Below are 14,859 nucleotides of genomic sequence, written 5' to 3'. Positions count from 1 at the left end.
ACTGTCGGCCTTTTCATTGAGAGGGAAACCTAAATGGACGCAACGCAAACGTCAAACCGCGAGGCAAGGTTACGTAAGAAACTTGGAAAAGACTACGTTTCGCCCTCGCCCTATAGCTTAAAAGTTGCCTTCCGGGAAGGCGACGCAATCACCAAAGCGTCCGCCGTCATCTTCGGACTGGGTAACCTGACGCACCGCCAAATTGTGAAGGGCGTGATTTTCCTACTCTTAGAGATAGCGTTCTTTGCCTTCCTGTTTACCAACGGTTTAGGATTCCTCGCGAAACTTCCCGGACTTGGTGACCAGGAACAAGGTAAAGTGCTGGTCAACGGCTATTGGGAGTACAGTGCCGGGGATAACTCGGTCATTATCCTGCTCTACGGTGTAGCCACGATACTCATTATTCTGGCGTTTATCGGCGTGTGGAATCTCTCGGTCCGCTCGGCATACAAGGCCCAAGTACTGACCGCAAAATCCGGTCGGGCGCCCTCAATACGTGAAGACATCGCGGACCTACTGGACAATCGTTCCCATGTCGGTTTCTTGTTCCTGCCGACTCTGGGCATCCTCACTTTCAGCGTTCTGCCGTTGATATTCATGATTTCCATGGCTTTCACCAGCTACGACCACAAGCATCTGGTGCTCTTTGACTGGGTTGGATTGAAAAATTTTGGGGCGATTTTTGCAAACTCTTCCGGAGACGTGAACCTGCGAATCTTTAGCTCCGTGCTGATTTGGACCCTGATATGGGCGATTTTCGCGACCTTCTTAAATTTCTTCCTGGGCATGTTTATGGCTATGCTCATCAACCGCAAGACCACTCGCTTTAAGAATTTTTGGCGAGCGTGTTTCTCTATGTCCATCGCGGTGCCGCAGTTCGTGTCCCTGCTGGTCATCAACCTGATGCTGCAGCCCCAGGGTGCCATTAACCGGCTGTTGATGGACTGGGGATGGATTGACCAAGCGTTGCCCTTCTTCACAGATGCCACCTGGGCTCGTGTCACGGTCATCGTGGTGAACCTATGGGTCGGTATTCCCTTCACGATTATGCAGATTACGGGCATTTTGCAAAACATTCCCGCCGACCAATATGAAGCTGCCAGGATTGACGGCGCTAACTCTTGGGTGATTTTCCGCAAGATTACCATGCCCTACATCATCTTCGTGCTCACCCCCTACCTGATTACGACTTTCACGGGTAACGTCAATAACTTCAACGTTATCTACCTGCTTTCGCGGGGCGCGCCCGTGCCAGTCGGGGATTCTGCCGGCAAAACCGACCTTTTGATTACCTGGCTGTACAAACTCACAGTTGATAAGAACGACTACAACCTCGGTGCGGTCATCGGTATCATGACCTTCATCGTACTAGCGGCGGTGTCGCTGATTACCTACCGGAGATCCGGTTCCTTTAAGAATGAGGAGGCCTTCCGATGAACACATCCGCTCCAAGCACAGCAGTTGAGGTCACCCCTCGTGCCGGGTCCAAGACTTCTATCATGGGCAGTCTCAGCAAACGCCGCATGGTTGGGGACATCGTGGTGCACACGTTCCTGGCTATTATGGCAGTCATTTGGATGCTGCCGATTGTGTGGGTAGTTGCGGAGTCTTTTAACAAGGATCCCGCCCCTTACACCAAGACGTTCTTTCCCAAAGAATTCTCGCTGGATAACTACATTAAGATTTTCACGGATCGTTCCGTCATGGACTTTCCCCGGATGTACCTGAACACCTTTATCATTGCCTGCTTCACCTGCGTGATTTCCGTGTTCTTCGTGCTGATGGTGGCTTACGTCATGAGCCGGATGCGGTTCCGTCTGCGTCGCACTTTCATGAGCGTGGTGCTAATCCTGGGTATGTTCCCCGGCATTATGGCCGTTTCCGCGATTTACTTCATCTTAAAGGCGGTGGGGTTGACCGGTGGTGGGATGACAATTCTCGCTTTGATTCTGGTGTATTCCGCTGGTTCCGGCGCGGGCTTCTATGTCATGAAAGGGTACATGGATACCATCCCGAACTCTTTGGACGAAGCGGCGATTCTGGACGGCTGCACTCGCTCACAAGTATTTTGGAAGATTATCCTGCCTATCTGTAAACCCATGATTGTCTACCAGGCCATTGTGAGCTTCTTGGGACCGTGGTTGGACTTCGTGATGGCGAAAGTCATCGCCCGCACCCAATCTGACTACACCGTGGCATTGGGCTTGTGGCTGATGCTGGAAAAGGAATACATCCATACCTGGTTTGCGCGTTTCGCAGCGGGGGCAGTGCTGGTTTCGGTGCCGATTGCCATCCTGTTCATCGTCATGCAGCGCTTCTATCAGGAGTCCATGTCCGGTTCGGTGAAGGGCTAGATGGCGTCGTCTACCAACGGTGTGCCGGAAACAGGACCGGGGCGGTTGCGTGGTCTGAGCAACTTTCGTCTCAAGGTCATCGCCGGAGTCTTTCTGTCCTTCCAGGTGGCGTCCACTACGGTGATTCCGTATTTTTTCGGAACGGATTTGAAAAATAACTTCGGGGCGCTCACCGCGGTGGTGCTCAGCGAAGTGGTTTCGTGGTGTGCCGTGCCGATTTATGCGTGGCTTCTCGCGGAGGGGTTCACGTGGACCGCTAACCGCTGGCACTATTTGTGGCGCTTGGTGATTCTGGCTCTGGTCTGTGAAGTTCCCTACGACCTGGTGACTTTCCACCGACCCGTGGATTGGGCTTCGCAGAACCCGGTGTTCGGTCTGGCTCTGGCGTTGCTGGTGCTGATTCTCATCGATTTCATTCGCCGCCGGTGGTCGGGTGCACAAGCCTGGATGGGCGCGTTGGCGGTGGCTGGTGCCGGAGCGCTCTGGGCGTTGCTGTTGCATTTGGGAACTCGTCAAGGTGTCATCAATATTGGATGCTTGCTGATTGGCTTCGCGTTGATTTTCTATCTGTTGAGGTTGCGGGAAAACACCATGATGATGACGGCTGGCTTGCTGGGGGCTGTGAGCCTGGTGACACCGGCGATTGGAGTGGCTTTTCTGCACTACCGTAATGAGACCTTGGGCTACCGAAATGGCAATACTCGATGGTTTTGCTACGCGGTCTATCCGCTGCTGCTCATGCTCGGGGCAGCTTGGGGGACTCTGCTGGTTTAGGTCGGTGTGGATTGCTGGCTAGCCATGACTGGTCGGGAGACAGGCTTTGACCTGACAAACATTTCTCAAATCCCGGTGCTGATGAGTCCTGACAGGAAAAACGTAATGTTCCAGCTCTTTTTCATTAAGACCCACAGGAATGTATGAGAGAATGTTAATTGTCCCTGACGGGTAATGACGCCCTCCGGGAAATAATGACAATGAAGTTAACTGATTGGAGTTTCAATGCGAAAGCTCATTGCGGCTGCGGGCGCGCTGGCGCTCGGCCTAACTATGACAGCCTGCTCTCAGGCCTCTGACGCCGGCAAAGACGGTGGCGACGCTGCCGGCAGTGCCTCTCAAGTTGGAGTGGTGACCTGGTGGGAGCAAGGCTCTGAGAAAGAGGGCTTCGATGCCTTGAAGAAAGTCTTTGCGGAACAGCACCCCGATGTGGAACTGGTTAAGCAGTCCGAGTCCGGTGGTGGCGGCTCCAATGCAAAGCAGAAGTTGGCTGCTGATTTGGCGGCAAAGAATCCGCCAGACACCTACCAGGCACACGCTGGCGCCGAGCTATCCTCGGATATTGCCGCTGGGTACCTTGAGGACGTGTCTGCTCTCTACGATGAGTTCAAGCTGCGCGATGCTTTCCCGGCTGACCTGATTGATTTGCTCACCGTGGACGGCAAGATTTACTCCATCCCCTCCAACATTCACCGCGCTAACGTAGTGTGGGCCAATGTTGAGGTCATGCAAAAGGCTGGATTGGATCCCAAGGCTCCGCCGAAAGATATCAAGGGCTGGATTGCCGATATGGAGAAGCTTAAGGCCGCCGGTGTGAAGTACCCGATTACCGTCGGCGCCACCTGGACCCAGCTGGAACTGCTCGAAACCGTGCTGATTTCGGACTTGGGTACCGATGCTTACAACGGCTTGATGAATGGCAAGACTGACTGGAAGGGTGCGGAAGTCAAGGCTGCCCTGGAGGACTACGCCAAGATTCTGACCTACGCTGATCCGTCCCTGCTCTCAGAGGACTGGGAGCCTGCTATGAAACCGGTCATTGAAGGTAAATCTGCCTACAACGTGATGGGCGACTGGGCGCCGCCGGCTTGGGAGAACGCCAAGATGACCTGGGGCAAGGACTACGTGACCTTCCCCGTTCCGGGTAATGAAGGCGTCTTCGACTTCCTGGCTGACTCCTTCACCCTGCCGGTAGGTGCGAAGCATCCCGACGGTACGAAGGCGTGGCTGAACACCATTTCCTCCAAGGAAGGTCAGATTGCCTTCAACTCGGTCAAGGGTTCCATCCCGGCTCGTTCCGACCTGACCGACGATGAACTGTCTAAGTTCTCGGACTACCAGCGTTCCGCGATGGAATCCTTCGGTAAGGACACCATCGTTTCCTCTATCGCTCACGGTGCGGCCCTGCCTCTGGCAGCCACCGAAAAGATGAAGAGCGCTCTGGGCAAGTTCAACTCCAGCAAGGATGTTGCGGCTCTCCAGAGTGAGCTGGCTGCTGCGGCTGCTGCAAAGTAGTCCGTAAACAGGCAAATGTCTCTACGCCGGCGGGTTTTCATAACCGTAAAAACCCGCCGGCGTAAGACTGAACTGGGGCGCACCCACCGACCTTGTGCAGTCGGTAGAGGCGAGTGAAGAACCTTGCGCACACCGAGGTGAACCCCGCAAATTTCAATCACATCGACCACTAATTAGGGGACAAAATGTCAGGCAACGTCGCCGTTAAGACACCTGAAAAGGCTCGAACACCACAGAAGCGTCAACGGACGCGCAGTTCAAACGGTATTAAGCAGTGGGGACCCGGACTGTTACTGGTGTCACCATCTATCATCCTCGTGGCAGTTTTTGTCTACGGCTTGTTGGGCTCTAACTTGTTCACATCCCTGCAAGATAACCACTCTGCACCACAAGTCTCGGGGGTGCAGCCGGTTAACTTTGTGGGGTTTGCAAACTTCGTGGCGTTATTTGCGGACAAGGATTTTCAACACTCCCTGATTAACCTGTTGATGTTCACGGTAATGTTCCTGGTGGGTACGTTATTCTTCGGTTTCATCTGGGCTTGGCTGTTGGATAAACCGATTAAAGGGGAGGGAATCTTCCGTTCCGTATTCCTGTTCCCGATGGCGGTATCGTTCATCGCCTCCGGCGTGGTGTGGCGCTGGATGCTGAACTCCGCGCAAGGTGAGAACGCTTCCGGTTTGAACCGTTTGCTCCAGATGATTGGTCTGGGTGGGCTGCAAAACGACTGGATTTCGAACCCTACCTTTGGGGTGCTGGCGGTGGGGATTCCCGCCGTGTGGCAGCTCTCGGGCTATGTCATGGCCCTGTTCTTGGCAGGATTCCGGGGAATTCCTGATGACCTGAGGGAAGCCGGGCGCGTGGACGGTGCTAATGAATGGCAACTATACCGTTACATTATATTTCCGCAGCTCGCACCCGTAGCGCTCAGCGCCGTCATTATCATCGGGCATATGTCACTGAAATCTTTCGACTTGATTATGGCAGTGGCGGATCAGACCTTCTACCAGACCAAGGTCCCTGCCATTGATATGTATAACTTCATGACTGTTTCTGATTACTCGAACGCGGCCGCGGTCGGCACGGTGCTGTTGGTGATTGTGGCGCTACTGGTCGTGCCCTACTTGATTCACGATGCGAAGGAGTCCAGCCGATGAGTTCCGCCACAGCAATCGACGCGGGTGCTGCCGCGATTACGACAAAAAAGGTCAACGTTAACGGTTCGGTAGGAAAGAAACGAGGTGGGGTGAATGTCGGCAAAGTCATTCGCTACGTGCTTTTGATTTTCTTCCTCGCCATGGTCCTCATGCCGGTGTACGTGCTGTTGATTACATCTTTCAAAGGGGCGGGGGATGCCGACCCTTCCCGGACTTGGTATCTGCCTGCGGAATGGAACACCGATAACTGGGCGCGAGCCTGGGACCAGTTGCAGGGCGGGCTGTTGCGCTCCCTGATGCTGGTGATTCCGTCCTCGATTATTTCGGCAATGCTCGGTTCCGCTAACGGTTTCGTCCTGTCTCGCTGGCGTTTCCCCGGAGCGAACGTGGTGTTCACCCTGATTTTGTTCGGCATGTTCATTCCCTACCAAGCCGTGATGATTCCCATGATGCGCATGGTGGTGGCGTCCCAGATTGGTTTCGGGATTCACACCCTGATTTTGATGCACATCATCTATGGCATCCCGATTACGACCCTGATTTTCCGTAACTATTACGAGAGCGTCCCGCGGGACCTCATCGAGGCCGCGCGTATTGATGGGGCAGGAATGCTGCGCACGTACTTTAACGTGGTGCTGCCGATTTCCATTCCGTCTTTCGTGGTGGTGCTGATTTGGCAGTTTACTTCCGCGTGGAACGACTTCCTGTTTGCCCTGTTCTTTGGTGGCGGTTCCCAGCGCGGTCCGGTCACGCTGTCCTTGAATGAGTTGGCGCACGGTTCGATTATGGCTGACTACGGCGGTTCCATGGCAGGCGCCCTGATTGCCTCCGTCCCGACGCTCCTGGTCTACATCGCGCTGGGCAAGTACTTCGTCGGCGGCATGATGGCTGGCTCCGTGAAGGGGTAATCCAGGCCGTTTGCCGTGGTCGCGGAGCTAAGTCGGAGGAGCGAAATTTTCGTTAACCACCCCCAGTTTATGATGAGAAACAAATGATGGAACTCTAACTGGGAGGCGCTATGAACATTGCTAACAGAGCTGATTGGTGGGAGGAGATGTGTTCCCCACAGGCCAAGGCCTTGTGGGCGAAATCCGGCGACGAACGTGCCCACCTATCCCTTCCACAGCACCTAATCGATGCTGCCTGCGTGGCACAGTGGCTGTGGGATAACTGGGTTTGCGACGTGCTAAAGGCTACGCTTGCCCGACTATGGTGCTTGAACGAATCGGAAGTGCGCACGCTTTACTGTTTCTATGCGGGGACTCATGATGTCGGTAAGGCAACTGTGACGTTCCAGCGACAGATTGAGAATCGCCCCGACGCTGCTTGGCTGCTGCCGCCACTAGAACAGGCGGGGTTGTCGTTGGACTGGCCGCGCGGCGAGGGTTCGAACGTCTCATTCCCGCACGGGACTGCTTCCGGTCTGCTGTTGCGTAAGTGGCTGGAGGAACAGGGAATCTGTAAATTCTTGCGGGTGGTTCTTTCGGCAGTTCCAGACGCGCACCACGGTTTCACCTCTAATCCCATGACGCTTAGGCTGCGGGAGGACGGCATCAAAAAACGTGAAACTCAGTTTGACACCATCGCTTTCCAGCTGTTGGACGGAATGGCTGAAATTACTGCAATCGCCCCCGTTCTTGAGCGCTTGCAGGACAGCGGTGAGGTTCCGACTGCTCCTGCTCTGCAGCTGATGACCGGTATGGTGGTGATGGCAGACTGGATTGCTTCCAACGAGGATGCCTTTCCTTACGAACCGGTTTTACCGCAGGTTGAGCGCGTTTCGCGGGCTATGGACTACATTCAACTGCCTGCACCGTGGAAGCCGCAGGATATTCCCGATGATTTACCGGAACTCTTCCGCAAAACCTTTGCATGGGGGATGGATATTACGCCCCGCCCAGTACAACGGGCTGCGGTTGAGGCTGCTATGGATGCCCCCGGTCCTACTCTGATGATTATTGAGGCTCCCACCGGTGAAGGGAAAACCGAGGCGGGGCTGGCGGCGGCTCATGTGTTGGGCGAAAAATTTGGCTCTCAAGGCGTATTTCTAGCCGCCCCTACCATGGCGACAGCTAATGGATTGTTTGAAAGGGCAACCCAGTGGGCTCAGCACAGTTCTCGCGGTGGTCAGGTTGCTTCAATGTTCCTGGCGCACTCAAAGAATCAGTTGTCCAAGCCCTACCAGGAGTTGCGCTACTCCGGGATTGGTATTGATCAACCAGGAGAGGATGACACTGCCGAGAGCGAAGGAACCGTGGTCGCCACCCAGTGGCTGTCCGGACGCAAGACCGGAGTGCTCTCCGATTTTGTCGTGGGGACAGTAGATCAGGTACTCATGATGGCTTTGCAAGCACGTCACTCAATGCTGCGACACGTGGCTCTAGCCGGCAAGATAGTCATTATTGACGAGGTTCACGCCTACGACGCATATATGTCTCAGTACCTTTACCGAACCTTGGAATGGCTGGCTCGCTACGGCACAAGCGTAATCCTGATGTCTGCCACCCTCCCGCCAGCCCAGCGCCTCGCCTTGGCGCAGGCATATAACTCACAGATACCGAGAGACAATCGAGTGGATGAGGGAGTACTTGACACCCCAGCCTATCCGTTGGTTAGCGTGGTGAACGCGGCGGGGATTCGTTCGATTAAAGTCGCTCCGCGCCCCACCGATGCTGAAATCAGAACCAATTTCTTAGGTGATTCGCTCCCGGAGCTCACCTCTAGACTGCAGGAACTGCTCGATGATGGTGGAATCGCGCTGGTTATCTGTAACACGGTAGTGAGAGCACAAGATGCTTATCTCGCTCTGGCTGCTGGTTTCCCCGGTGAAGTTGAATTGCATCACGCGGCGTTCATTGCCAGCCAACGTAGCGAAAAAGAGGACCTACTGCGCGAAAAACTTGGTCCGAAATCCCGGAGGGGGAAGGGGCGCCCGCAGCGTTTAATTGTGGTGGCCACCCAGGTCGCAGAGCAAAGCCTAGATATCGATGCTGACGTGTTGATTACCGATATTGCACCGATAGATTTGATCATTCAACGTATTGGGCGTGTTCATCGCCACGTTCGTCCCAGCGAGGATCGACCGGTACGTGTGCGCGAGCCGCAGCTCTTTATTCGTGGAGTGAACCGCGACGCGGAAGTGCCGGACTTTGACGGGGGAGCACGAGCGATTTACGGAGAAAAGTTGCTGCTCGCGACTATGGCATATATCCCGCAAGTGTTTCGACGTCCCGATGACGTAGCGCCTCTGGTACGAAAGGTTTACGCGGACAACCCAGAGATTCCTGACGATTGGACAGAAGTCTGGCAAAAGGCTTGTGAGGACGCTGCGGCAAAGCGTGACAAGGCAGTCGACCGAGCGGAAAGTTACCGTTTTCCCAGCCCCGCCAATGCGCCAGATCTCGGATGTTTGTTCGAAAAGACCTACAACAACTCCGTGGGTATTGGCGTGGAAGAGCGCGGTTTAGCCCAGGTGCGGGATGCGGATTTCACCGTGGAACTGGTGACCATCCAAACTACCGAGTACGGCTACACTCCTTTTGGTGCAGACGTTGAGATTCTGGATGGTCAGGCTCCCACCTTTGCACAAGCACGTGTGCTGGCTGGAAACACGGTGCGTCTGCCAGCACGCATGACTCGCGGTGACACAGATTTTGAGGAAGTCATTTCTGCCCTAGAGAAACAGACTCCGGCGGAATGGAAAGAGTCAGCGCTGTTAAAAGGCCAGGTAGCGTTGCGTTTTGATAGGGCTGGCAGGGCTGAACTGGGTAGATTTTCGCTCAGCTACACCTCTGAACTCGGTCTTGTTGTCACGGAAACTGAGGCTCAAAATGTTGATTGAAAATTCGGCAGGAGGAATGGCGAAGTGTTTTCACCACTACGCGCGTTCCCCTGCCAAATCTAGCGGCGAATGGAATCGCCGTCGACTTCTAATTAGCCCCGCCAGTGCGGGGAAGGGAGCTTTTCCAATGAATGTAAAGGCTCATCCCTGCATAGCGGGGATTACTTCTATCGTAGGAAAGAATCTAAATGCACCGCAACCTGAGAGGTTGGATGACTGTTAGAGGAAAAAGCTGAAGAGTAAAAATTTAACTTACAATCATTTGAAAATATAAAATTGTGTGATAAATTCGTAACAAGAAACGAACCTACACCGAGAGGAGAAAGAGAATCATGTTTTCACTTATAGATGATCCCTGGATTCTGGTAGTCGACACTGACGGCAATCAGCGGACCGTGGGGATCAGAGAGATTTTTGCAGGGGAGGTGAAGGTTGCTTCCTTACAAGGCGAGTCTCCGGCGCAAAACTACGCGATAGTGCGATTACTACTGGCCATTTTTTGGAGAGCGCACAGCAGAGAAAGCAAAGTCGATCCGGGCAAAACGTTCAATTTTGCAGCCTGGTTCCAGCGTCTGCGTGCGCAGCTGCAACGAGACGGCAGAGATGACGCGGTGTTGGATTATCTGGAACATTACCGGGATCGTTTCGAACTGCTCGACAGTCCCACTCCTTTCATGCAAGTAGCGGACTTATCGGTTCCCTCAGGGGAATTAAAACACGTCACGACTATCGTTCCTGAGGCGCAAGAGGACTACTTCACCATGCGTGCCGGAAAAGCTCGTGATTCTCTGAGCTACGCAGAAGCTGCTCGGTGGCTGGTTTACGCGCAGGCTTATGACTATTCGGGAATTAAATCGGGAGCAGTGGGGGACAGCCGTGTGAAAGGCGGCAAAGGCTATCCCATCGGGACGGGCTGGACCGGAATGACCGGCGGCGTTCTGGTGGTTGGCGAAAATCTCCTGGACACCCTCATCTTGAACACCTGCAGTTCAGCGCTAACCATTCCACAGGATAAACCCGTCTGGGAACGCCAACCTGACGGGTCCGACACTCGAGAAAAGGTCGGTGAGAATGCCTATCCTCAGGGTCCATCCGACCTTCTGACATGGCAGTCTAGGCGTATCAGACTGCACTCGGAAGGGAATCGAGTAACCGGTGTAATCCTGAGCAACGGAGATAAAATCCCTGACGCCGGGGCAAACGTCTTTGGTGACCCAATGACCCCGTATCGGTACTCAACCAACAAATCCAAGAAGAATATGGATATTTATTATCCGGCGACATTCTCGCCGCAAAGAACCGTATGGCGTGCTTTAGATGCGCTGATTGTTGCTGAGACCGACGGAGGGTTCAACGGGAAAGTAAAAGCCCCTAAGCGTCCGCAAAACCTCGACAACTTAGCGAATTTGTCCCAATATATTGATGGAATACCAAGTGTGCTCAACGTTGATTTGGTGGCGGTGGAATATGGTCCGCAGTCTTCGTCTGTGGCCAGCACCTACGCTGCTCAGATGGGAATGCCGCTGGTGTTGCTTCTCGAGCAATCAGGTCAGTTGCGTCAGGCGGTTCGAGACGCTGCGAGTGTTACCAGCGAGGCCGCTATAGGTCTGGGGAGATTTGCGGCAAACCTGCTGGTAGCAGCAGGAAAAGAATACGAATTCACCCCCGCACCGACCGATCAAGTGCTAGCTGAGCTGGAACCCCTTTTCAATGCCTGGTTGCAAAATCTCGCGAATTTCGTCTCTGAGATAGTGAGTGGGAATGGCGACGATACAGAGAACGACATAGTTCGGCTGGTACAGGATTGGCAATCAAAAGTGCGTGAAATCATTGTCAGTCAAGCGTTGATTCTCTTGCGTGGCGCTGGTCCCAAAGCCATGGTAGGAAAAATCGTCACGGATTCCAACGGTGAGGGGACGAAAAAAGTTGTCTCGGCAGGTACTTACTACCAAAAACTACAGCGGTACCTAGATCAGGTACTGCCCCTCACGTCTAAGCAGTATAAGAATGAAATCGAACAGGAAAGGAAGGTAAATCATGAGTGACGATACTCCGATAAGTAAAGAGCCGAAGAATTCTGATGCCCTCAGAAATGCGATTTCGTTGACCTGTCATAGGCTGCAGGAAAATTTTTTCATGCCCTATGATTCGCCACAGAGTCATCTCGCCCGCGCTCAACTCGCTGAATTGAGGAAAAGCTCGAGCCTCAACATTATGGATAATCCGTTAGCTCTGGGGAAAGTATTGTTCATCATGAGAGGAGACTTTGTTGAGAAGTTGGCTGGAAAAACGGATCAGCCTTCTCCTTCGGAACAGGCAGCTTTTGCAGCACTGACTCTGTTCGGCTTACATATGCAGTCAGCCACGAAACCTATGCACACTGCCGAAATCAGCTTTGCTAGAGCGTGTGGAAGGCTATATGCGACAGGTACTAGCGACTCGATAAAGTCTCGAGTTGATGCCATGTTGCTCGCGAGGGACGAGAAATCTCGTCTCTTGCAGATTCGTTCGTTAGTTTCCTTGTTGCGTTCCAAAGAACTTCCTTGCGATTATGGAAAGCTTGCGAGCGACCTTCGCGCTCTCATGAACCCCAAACGTCGTCCCGGTGTACAGCTACGCTGGGGTCGAGATTTCGCTAACGGCTCATTCCAAACTGAATCCATCTCTGAAACAAAAACATCTGACAACTTAGAAAGGTAATACCATGACACTGATTATTGATATTCATGCCCTCCAAACCGTTCCGCCCAGCTTGATTAACCGCGATGATACCGGCGCCCCGAAGACGGCAGTCTTCGGCGGTGTGCCTCGACAGCGCGTATCATCGCAGGCTTGGAAACGTGCAATCCGCAATTTTTTTGAGCATGTAGCCGGAGCGGAATCAATAGGGAAACGTTCGCGCAACCTCCCTGAAGTCATTATTAAGAAAGCAATGGAATTTTCTCCTGAGATGTCCGAAGATGATGCAGTTGCAGGACTGAAGAAATTATTCAAAGCTACTGGGAGTAAGGACGGAATTTCCCTAGAAGATCCTAAAAAGACCGAGGACGAAGTTGAAGGAGATGCACACAGTTATCCGACCACTAAAGCCTTGTTGTTCTTAAGCCCCCAGCAGATAGAACGTGCGGCTCGCGCTATTGTGGAAAAGGGAGACGAAAAATTCACCAAGTCAGAAGCCCAGGGTATTCTGGACACCGCACATTCTATTGATATGGCGATGTTTGGGCGGATGCTGGCCGACGTTCCCACTTACAATATCGATGCTGCCGTGCAGGTGGCTCATGCTATCGGGGTGCATGAGTCAGAGCCCGAATTTGACTATTTCACGGCAGTAGATGACGTCACGGAGGATTGGGAAGAAACGGGAGCGGCAATGATTGGCACCGTGCAGATGATGTCCTCTACCCTGTATCGTTTCGCTTCCGTAAATGTAGAAGCCCTAGCGGAAAACTTGGGAGATGTGGAGGCTGCGCGTCAAGCTTCCGCGTTGTTCGTGCGAGCATTTATCGAGTCCATGCCGACCGGGAAACAGAATACTTTCGCAAACAACACTCTGCCTGAATTGGTATATGTGGCGGTGCGGGATACCCGTTCGGTGTCTCTGGTCAACGCTTTTGAAGAACCTGTTGCCTGCGAGCGGGGGAGTCGTGTCCAAGCTGCTGTTGAGGTCTTGGCGAACGAGGAAACCGCTATCGAGGATGCCTATGGGATGAAACCACTGGCTGCGTTCGTGGTGGATCCGAAAGATTATGCTGCGAAGCTAGAGGATATTGCTCACAAGGTCACTGTGCCGGAACTGACTTCCCTGATTGTGGAAGTTCTGGCTTCCCAGGAAGTAGCATAAGCGATGTCCTATTCACTTCTATTGTTGCTGAAAGGACCTCTGCAATCCTGGGGTGATGAATCGCGTTACACCACGCGCGCGACCGGTTCCACTCCCTCCAAATCTGGAGTTATTGGATTGCTTGCGGCTGCTCAAGGACGCCACCGAACCGATCCGTTAGAAGATTTGGTTCGATTGGACTACGCCGTGAGGGTCGACCAATCAGGGGCGCTGTTGCGTGACTATCAGACTTCGCAACCATGGCAAAAAGATCCTGATGCATCGGCTAAATTGGTTTCTCGGTATTTCCTATCAGACGCTGCTTTTGTAGCTGCAATAGGTGCCGAAAACCGCTCGATACTGGAAGGATTGCAAGGAAATCTGTACCAGCCTGCCTACCCACTTTTCCTAGGGAGACGCTCGTGTCCCGCCCCAGCAAATCTTGATTTAGGGATTGTCGAAGGCAACGTGGTCACTGCCCTTATGGAACACGAGGAATGGCACGCGACTTTGTCTCATAAGAAAGAACGAGGTGAGGAAGTCCTGCTGCCAATCTATCGGGATGGTAAACCCGGCGAAGTTGGGACACCACGCCAGGACGTGCCCATCTCGTTTTCTCAAGAGCACCGCCGTTACGGCTGGCGAACAGTTGTTTACGCAGGTGCAAAGGAAATAAAAAACGAATACGGCACCAGCCTAGATCCTTTCTTTGAGGCGGTGATTTCCTGATGGCTACCTTCACGAAAATTCTGCTCAATCCGGCTCGCCGGCAGGGAAGAAAGCTATTGACTAATCCACAAGCAGTTCATGCGGCGGTATGCGCGTGTTTTCCTCCTGATATGAACCAGAATCAGGGGCGCGTCCTGTGGCGCTTGGACCAGCGTTCCCACGAAAATATTCTGTATATCGTGGGACCGGAAAAACCAACGGCAGTACATATCGTAGAGCAGGCTGGCTGGGATACGCGTCCGGCACAGTCCGCGGAATACGACCGATTGTTGGGACAGCTAAAGAAAGGTCAACAATGGAACTTTGAACTGGTTGCTAACCCGACGAAGTCTCTGAGGCGAGGTGGGGAACAACGCGGCAGAGTGGTCGCGCTTTTGAGCGCACCGGATCAACTTGCCTGGCTTCACTCCAAAGCAGAGTCTATGGGAGTTAGTTTCGGCACGCTAGAGGAAAGTACTGCTCAAGTGGGAGAGAGGGAATCAATCTCATTCAAAAGGAACTTTTCCGCTGAAAGCAGTCCCAAGGTGCATTTAGTCAAGGTCCGTTATCGAGGATATCTCGAGGTAATTGACGCTGAAAAGCTCCGTCAAACTTTAGTTGGGGGAGTAGGACGCGCCAAGGGATACGGTTGTGGGTTGCTAACCCTGGCACGCATTCAGTGAACAG

The 14,859-nt window shown here is 53.3% G+C and carries 12 protein-coding genes; all 12 read left to right on the top strand.

The genetic code is table 11. The features are described 5' to 3' along the window. The first annotated feature begins 33 nt into the window (after positions 1-33). The 12 genes from HMPREF0574_RS08170 to cas6e all read left to right on the top strand — a co-directional run bounded on the left by HMPREF0574_RS08170 (position 34) and on the right by cas6e (position 14,855). The gene (locus HMPREF0574_RS08170) at positions 34-1,437 is read left to right on the top strand and encodes a carbohydrate ABC transporter permease (protein WP_004008269.1); all 1,404 of its coding nucleotides are present in this window, start codon (positions 34-36) and stop codon (positions 1,435-1,437) included. Beyond that, entirely contained in the window at positions 1,434-2,354 is a 921-nt protein-coding gene (locus tag HMPREF0574_RS08165; protein ID WP_004008268.1) for a sugar ABC transporter permease, read from the top strand. Before HMPREF0574_RS08170 ends, HMPREF0574_RS08165 begins: the two co-directional genes overlap by 4 nt. After that, on the top strand, positions 2,355-3,128 hold the full coding sequence (locus HMPREF0574_RS08160; RefSeq protein WP_004008267.1) for a TraX family protein: 774 nt from the start codon (positions 2,355-2,357) through the stop codon (positions 3,126-3,128). A gap of 225 nt (positions 3,129-3,353) precedes the next feature. Further along, a complete protein-coding gene (locus tag HMPREF0574_RS08155) occupies positions 3,354-4,643 on the top strand; it encodes an ABC transporter substrate-binding protein (protein WP_004008265.1) in 1,290 nt (429 codons plus the stop codon). A 185-nt stretch (positions 4,644-4,828) separates the two neighbouring features. After that, entirely contained in the window at positions 4,829-5,800 is a 972-nt protein-coding gene (locus tag HMPREF0574_RS08150) for a carbohydrate ABC transporter permease (protein ID WP_004008264.1), read from the top strand. After that, the gene (locus HMPREF0574_RS08145) at positions 5,797-6,708 is read left to right on the top strand and encodes a carbohydrate ABC transporter permease (protein ID WP_004008263.1); all 912 of its coding nucleotides are present in this window, start codon (positions 5,797-5,799) and stop codon (positions 6,706-6,708) included. The genes HMPREF0574_RS08150 and HMPREF0574_RS08145 overlap by 4 nt, the downstream gene beginning before the upstream one ends. Positions 6,709-6,818: 110 nt before the next feature. After that, the gene (locus HMPREF0574_RS08140) at positions 6,819-9,641 is read left to right on the top strand and encodes a CRISPR-associated helicase/endonuclease Cas3 (protein ID WP_004008262.1); all 2,823 of its coding nucleotides are present in this window, start codon (positions 6,819-6,821) and stop codon (positions 9,639-9,641) included. Between the two features lie 332 nt (positions 9,642-9,973). Continuing rightward, positions 9,974-11,686, top strand: coding sequence for a type I-E CRISPR-associated protein Cse1/CasA (gene casA, locus HMPREF0574_RS08135; RefSeq protein WP_004008261.1), 1,713 nt, complete (start codon positions 9,974-9,976; stop codon positions 11,684-11,686). After that, positions 11,679-12,341, top strand: coding sequence for a type I-E CRISPR-associated protein Cse2/CasB (casB, locus tag HMPREF0574_RS08130; RefSeq protein ID WP_004008260.1), 663 nt, complete (start codon positions 11,679-11,681; stop codon positions 12,339-12,341). Before casA ends, casB begins: the two co-directional genes overlap by 8 nt. A 4-nt stretch (positions 12,342-12,345) precedes the next feature. Continuing rightward, positions 12,346-13,485 carry a type I-E CRISPR-associated protein Cas7/Cse4/CasC gene (gene cas7e, locus HMPREF0574_RS08125; RefSeq protein WP_004008259.1) on the top strand — a complete coding sequence of 380 codons (1,140 nt, stop codon included), beginning with the start codon at positions 12,346-12,348 and terminating at the stop codon, positions 13,483-13,485. 3 nt (positions 13,486-13,488) lie between these two features. Then, entirely contained in the window at positions 13,489-14,193 is a 705-nt protein-coding gene (gene cas5e / locus HMPREF0574_RS08120; protein WP_004008258.1) for a type I-E CRISPR-associated protein Cas5/CasD, read from the top strand. Then, positions 14,193-14,855 carry a type I-E CRISPR-associated protein Cas6/Cse3/CasE gene (cas6e, locus tag HMPREF0574_RS08115; RefSeq protein ID WP_004008257.1) on the top strand — a complete coding sequence of 221 codons (663 nt, stop codon included), beginning with the start codon at positions 14,193-14,195 and terminating at the stop codon, positions 14,853-14,855. The genes cas5e and cas6e overlap by 1 nt, the downstream gene beginning before the upstream one ends. Positions 14,856-14,859: the final 4 nt, after the last annotated feature.

Source organism: Mobiluncus curtisii subsp. curtisii ATCC 35241 (assembly GCF_000146285.1).
In the GTDB taxonomy this organism is placed as follows: Bacteria; Actinomycetota; Actinomycetes; order Actinomycetales; family Actinomycetaceae; genus Mobiluncus; species Mobiluncus curtisii.
Note: the sequence above shows the minus strand (reverse complement) of the source record. Positions and strands in the feature narration are given on the sequence as shown.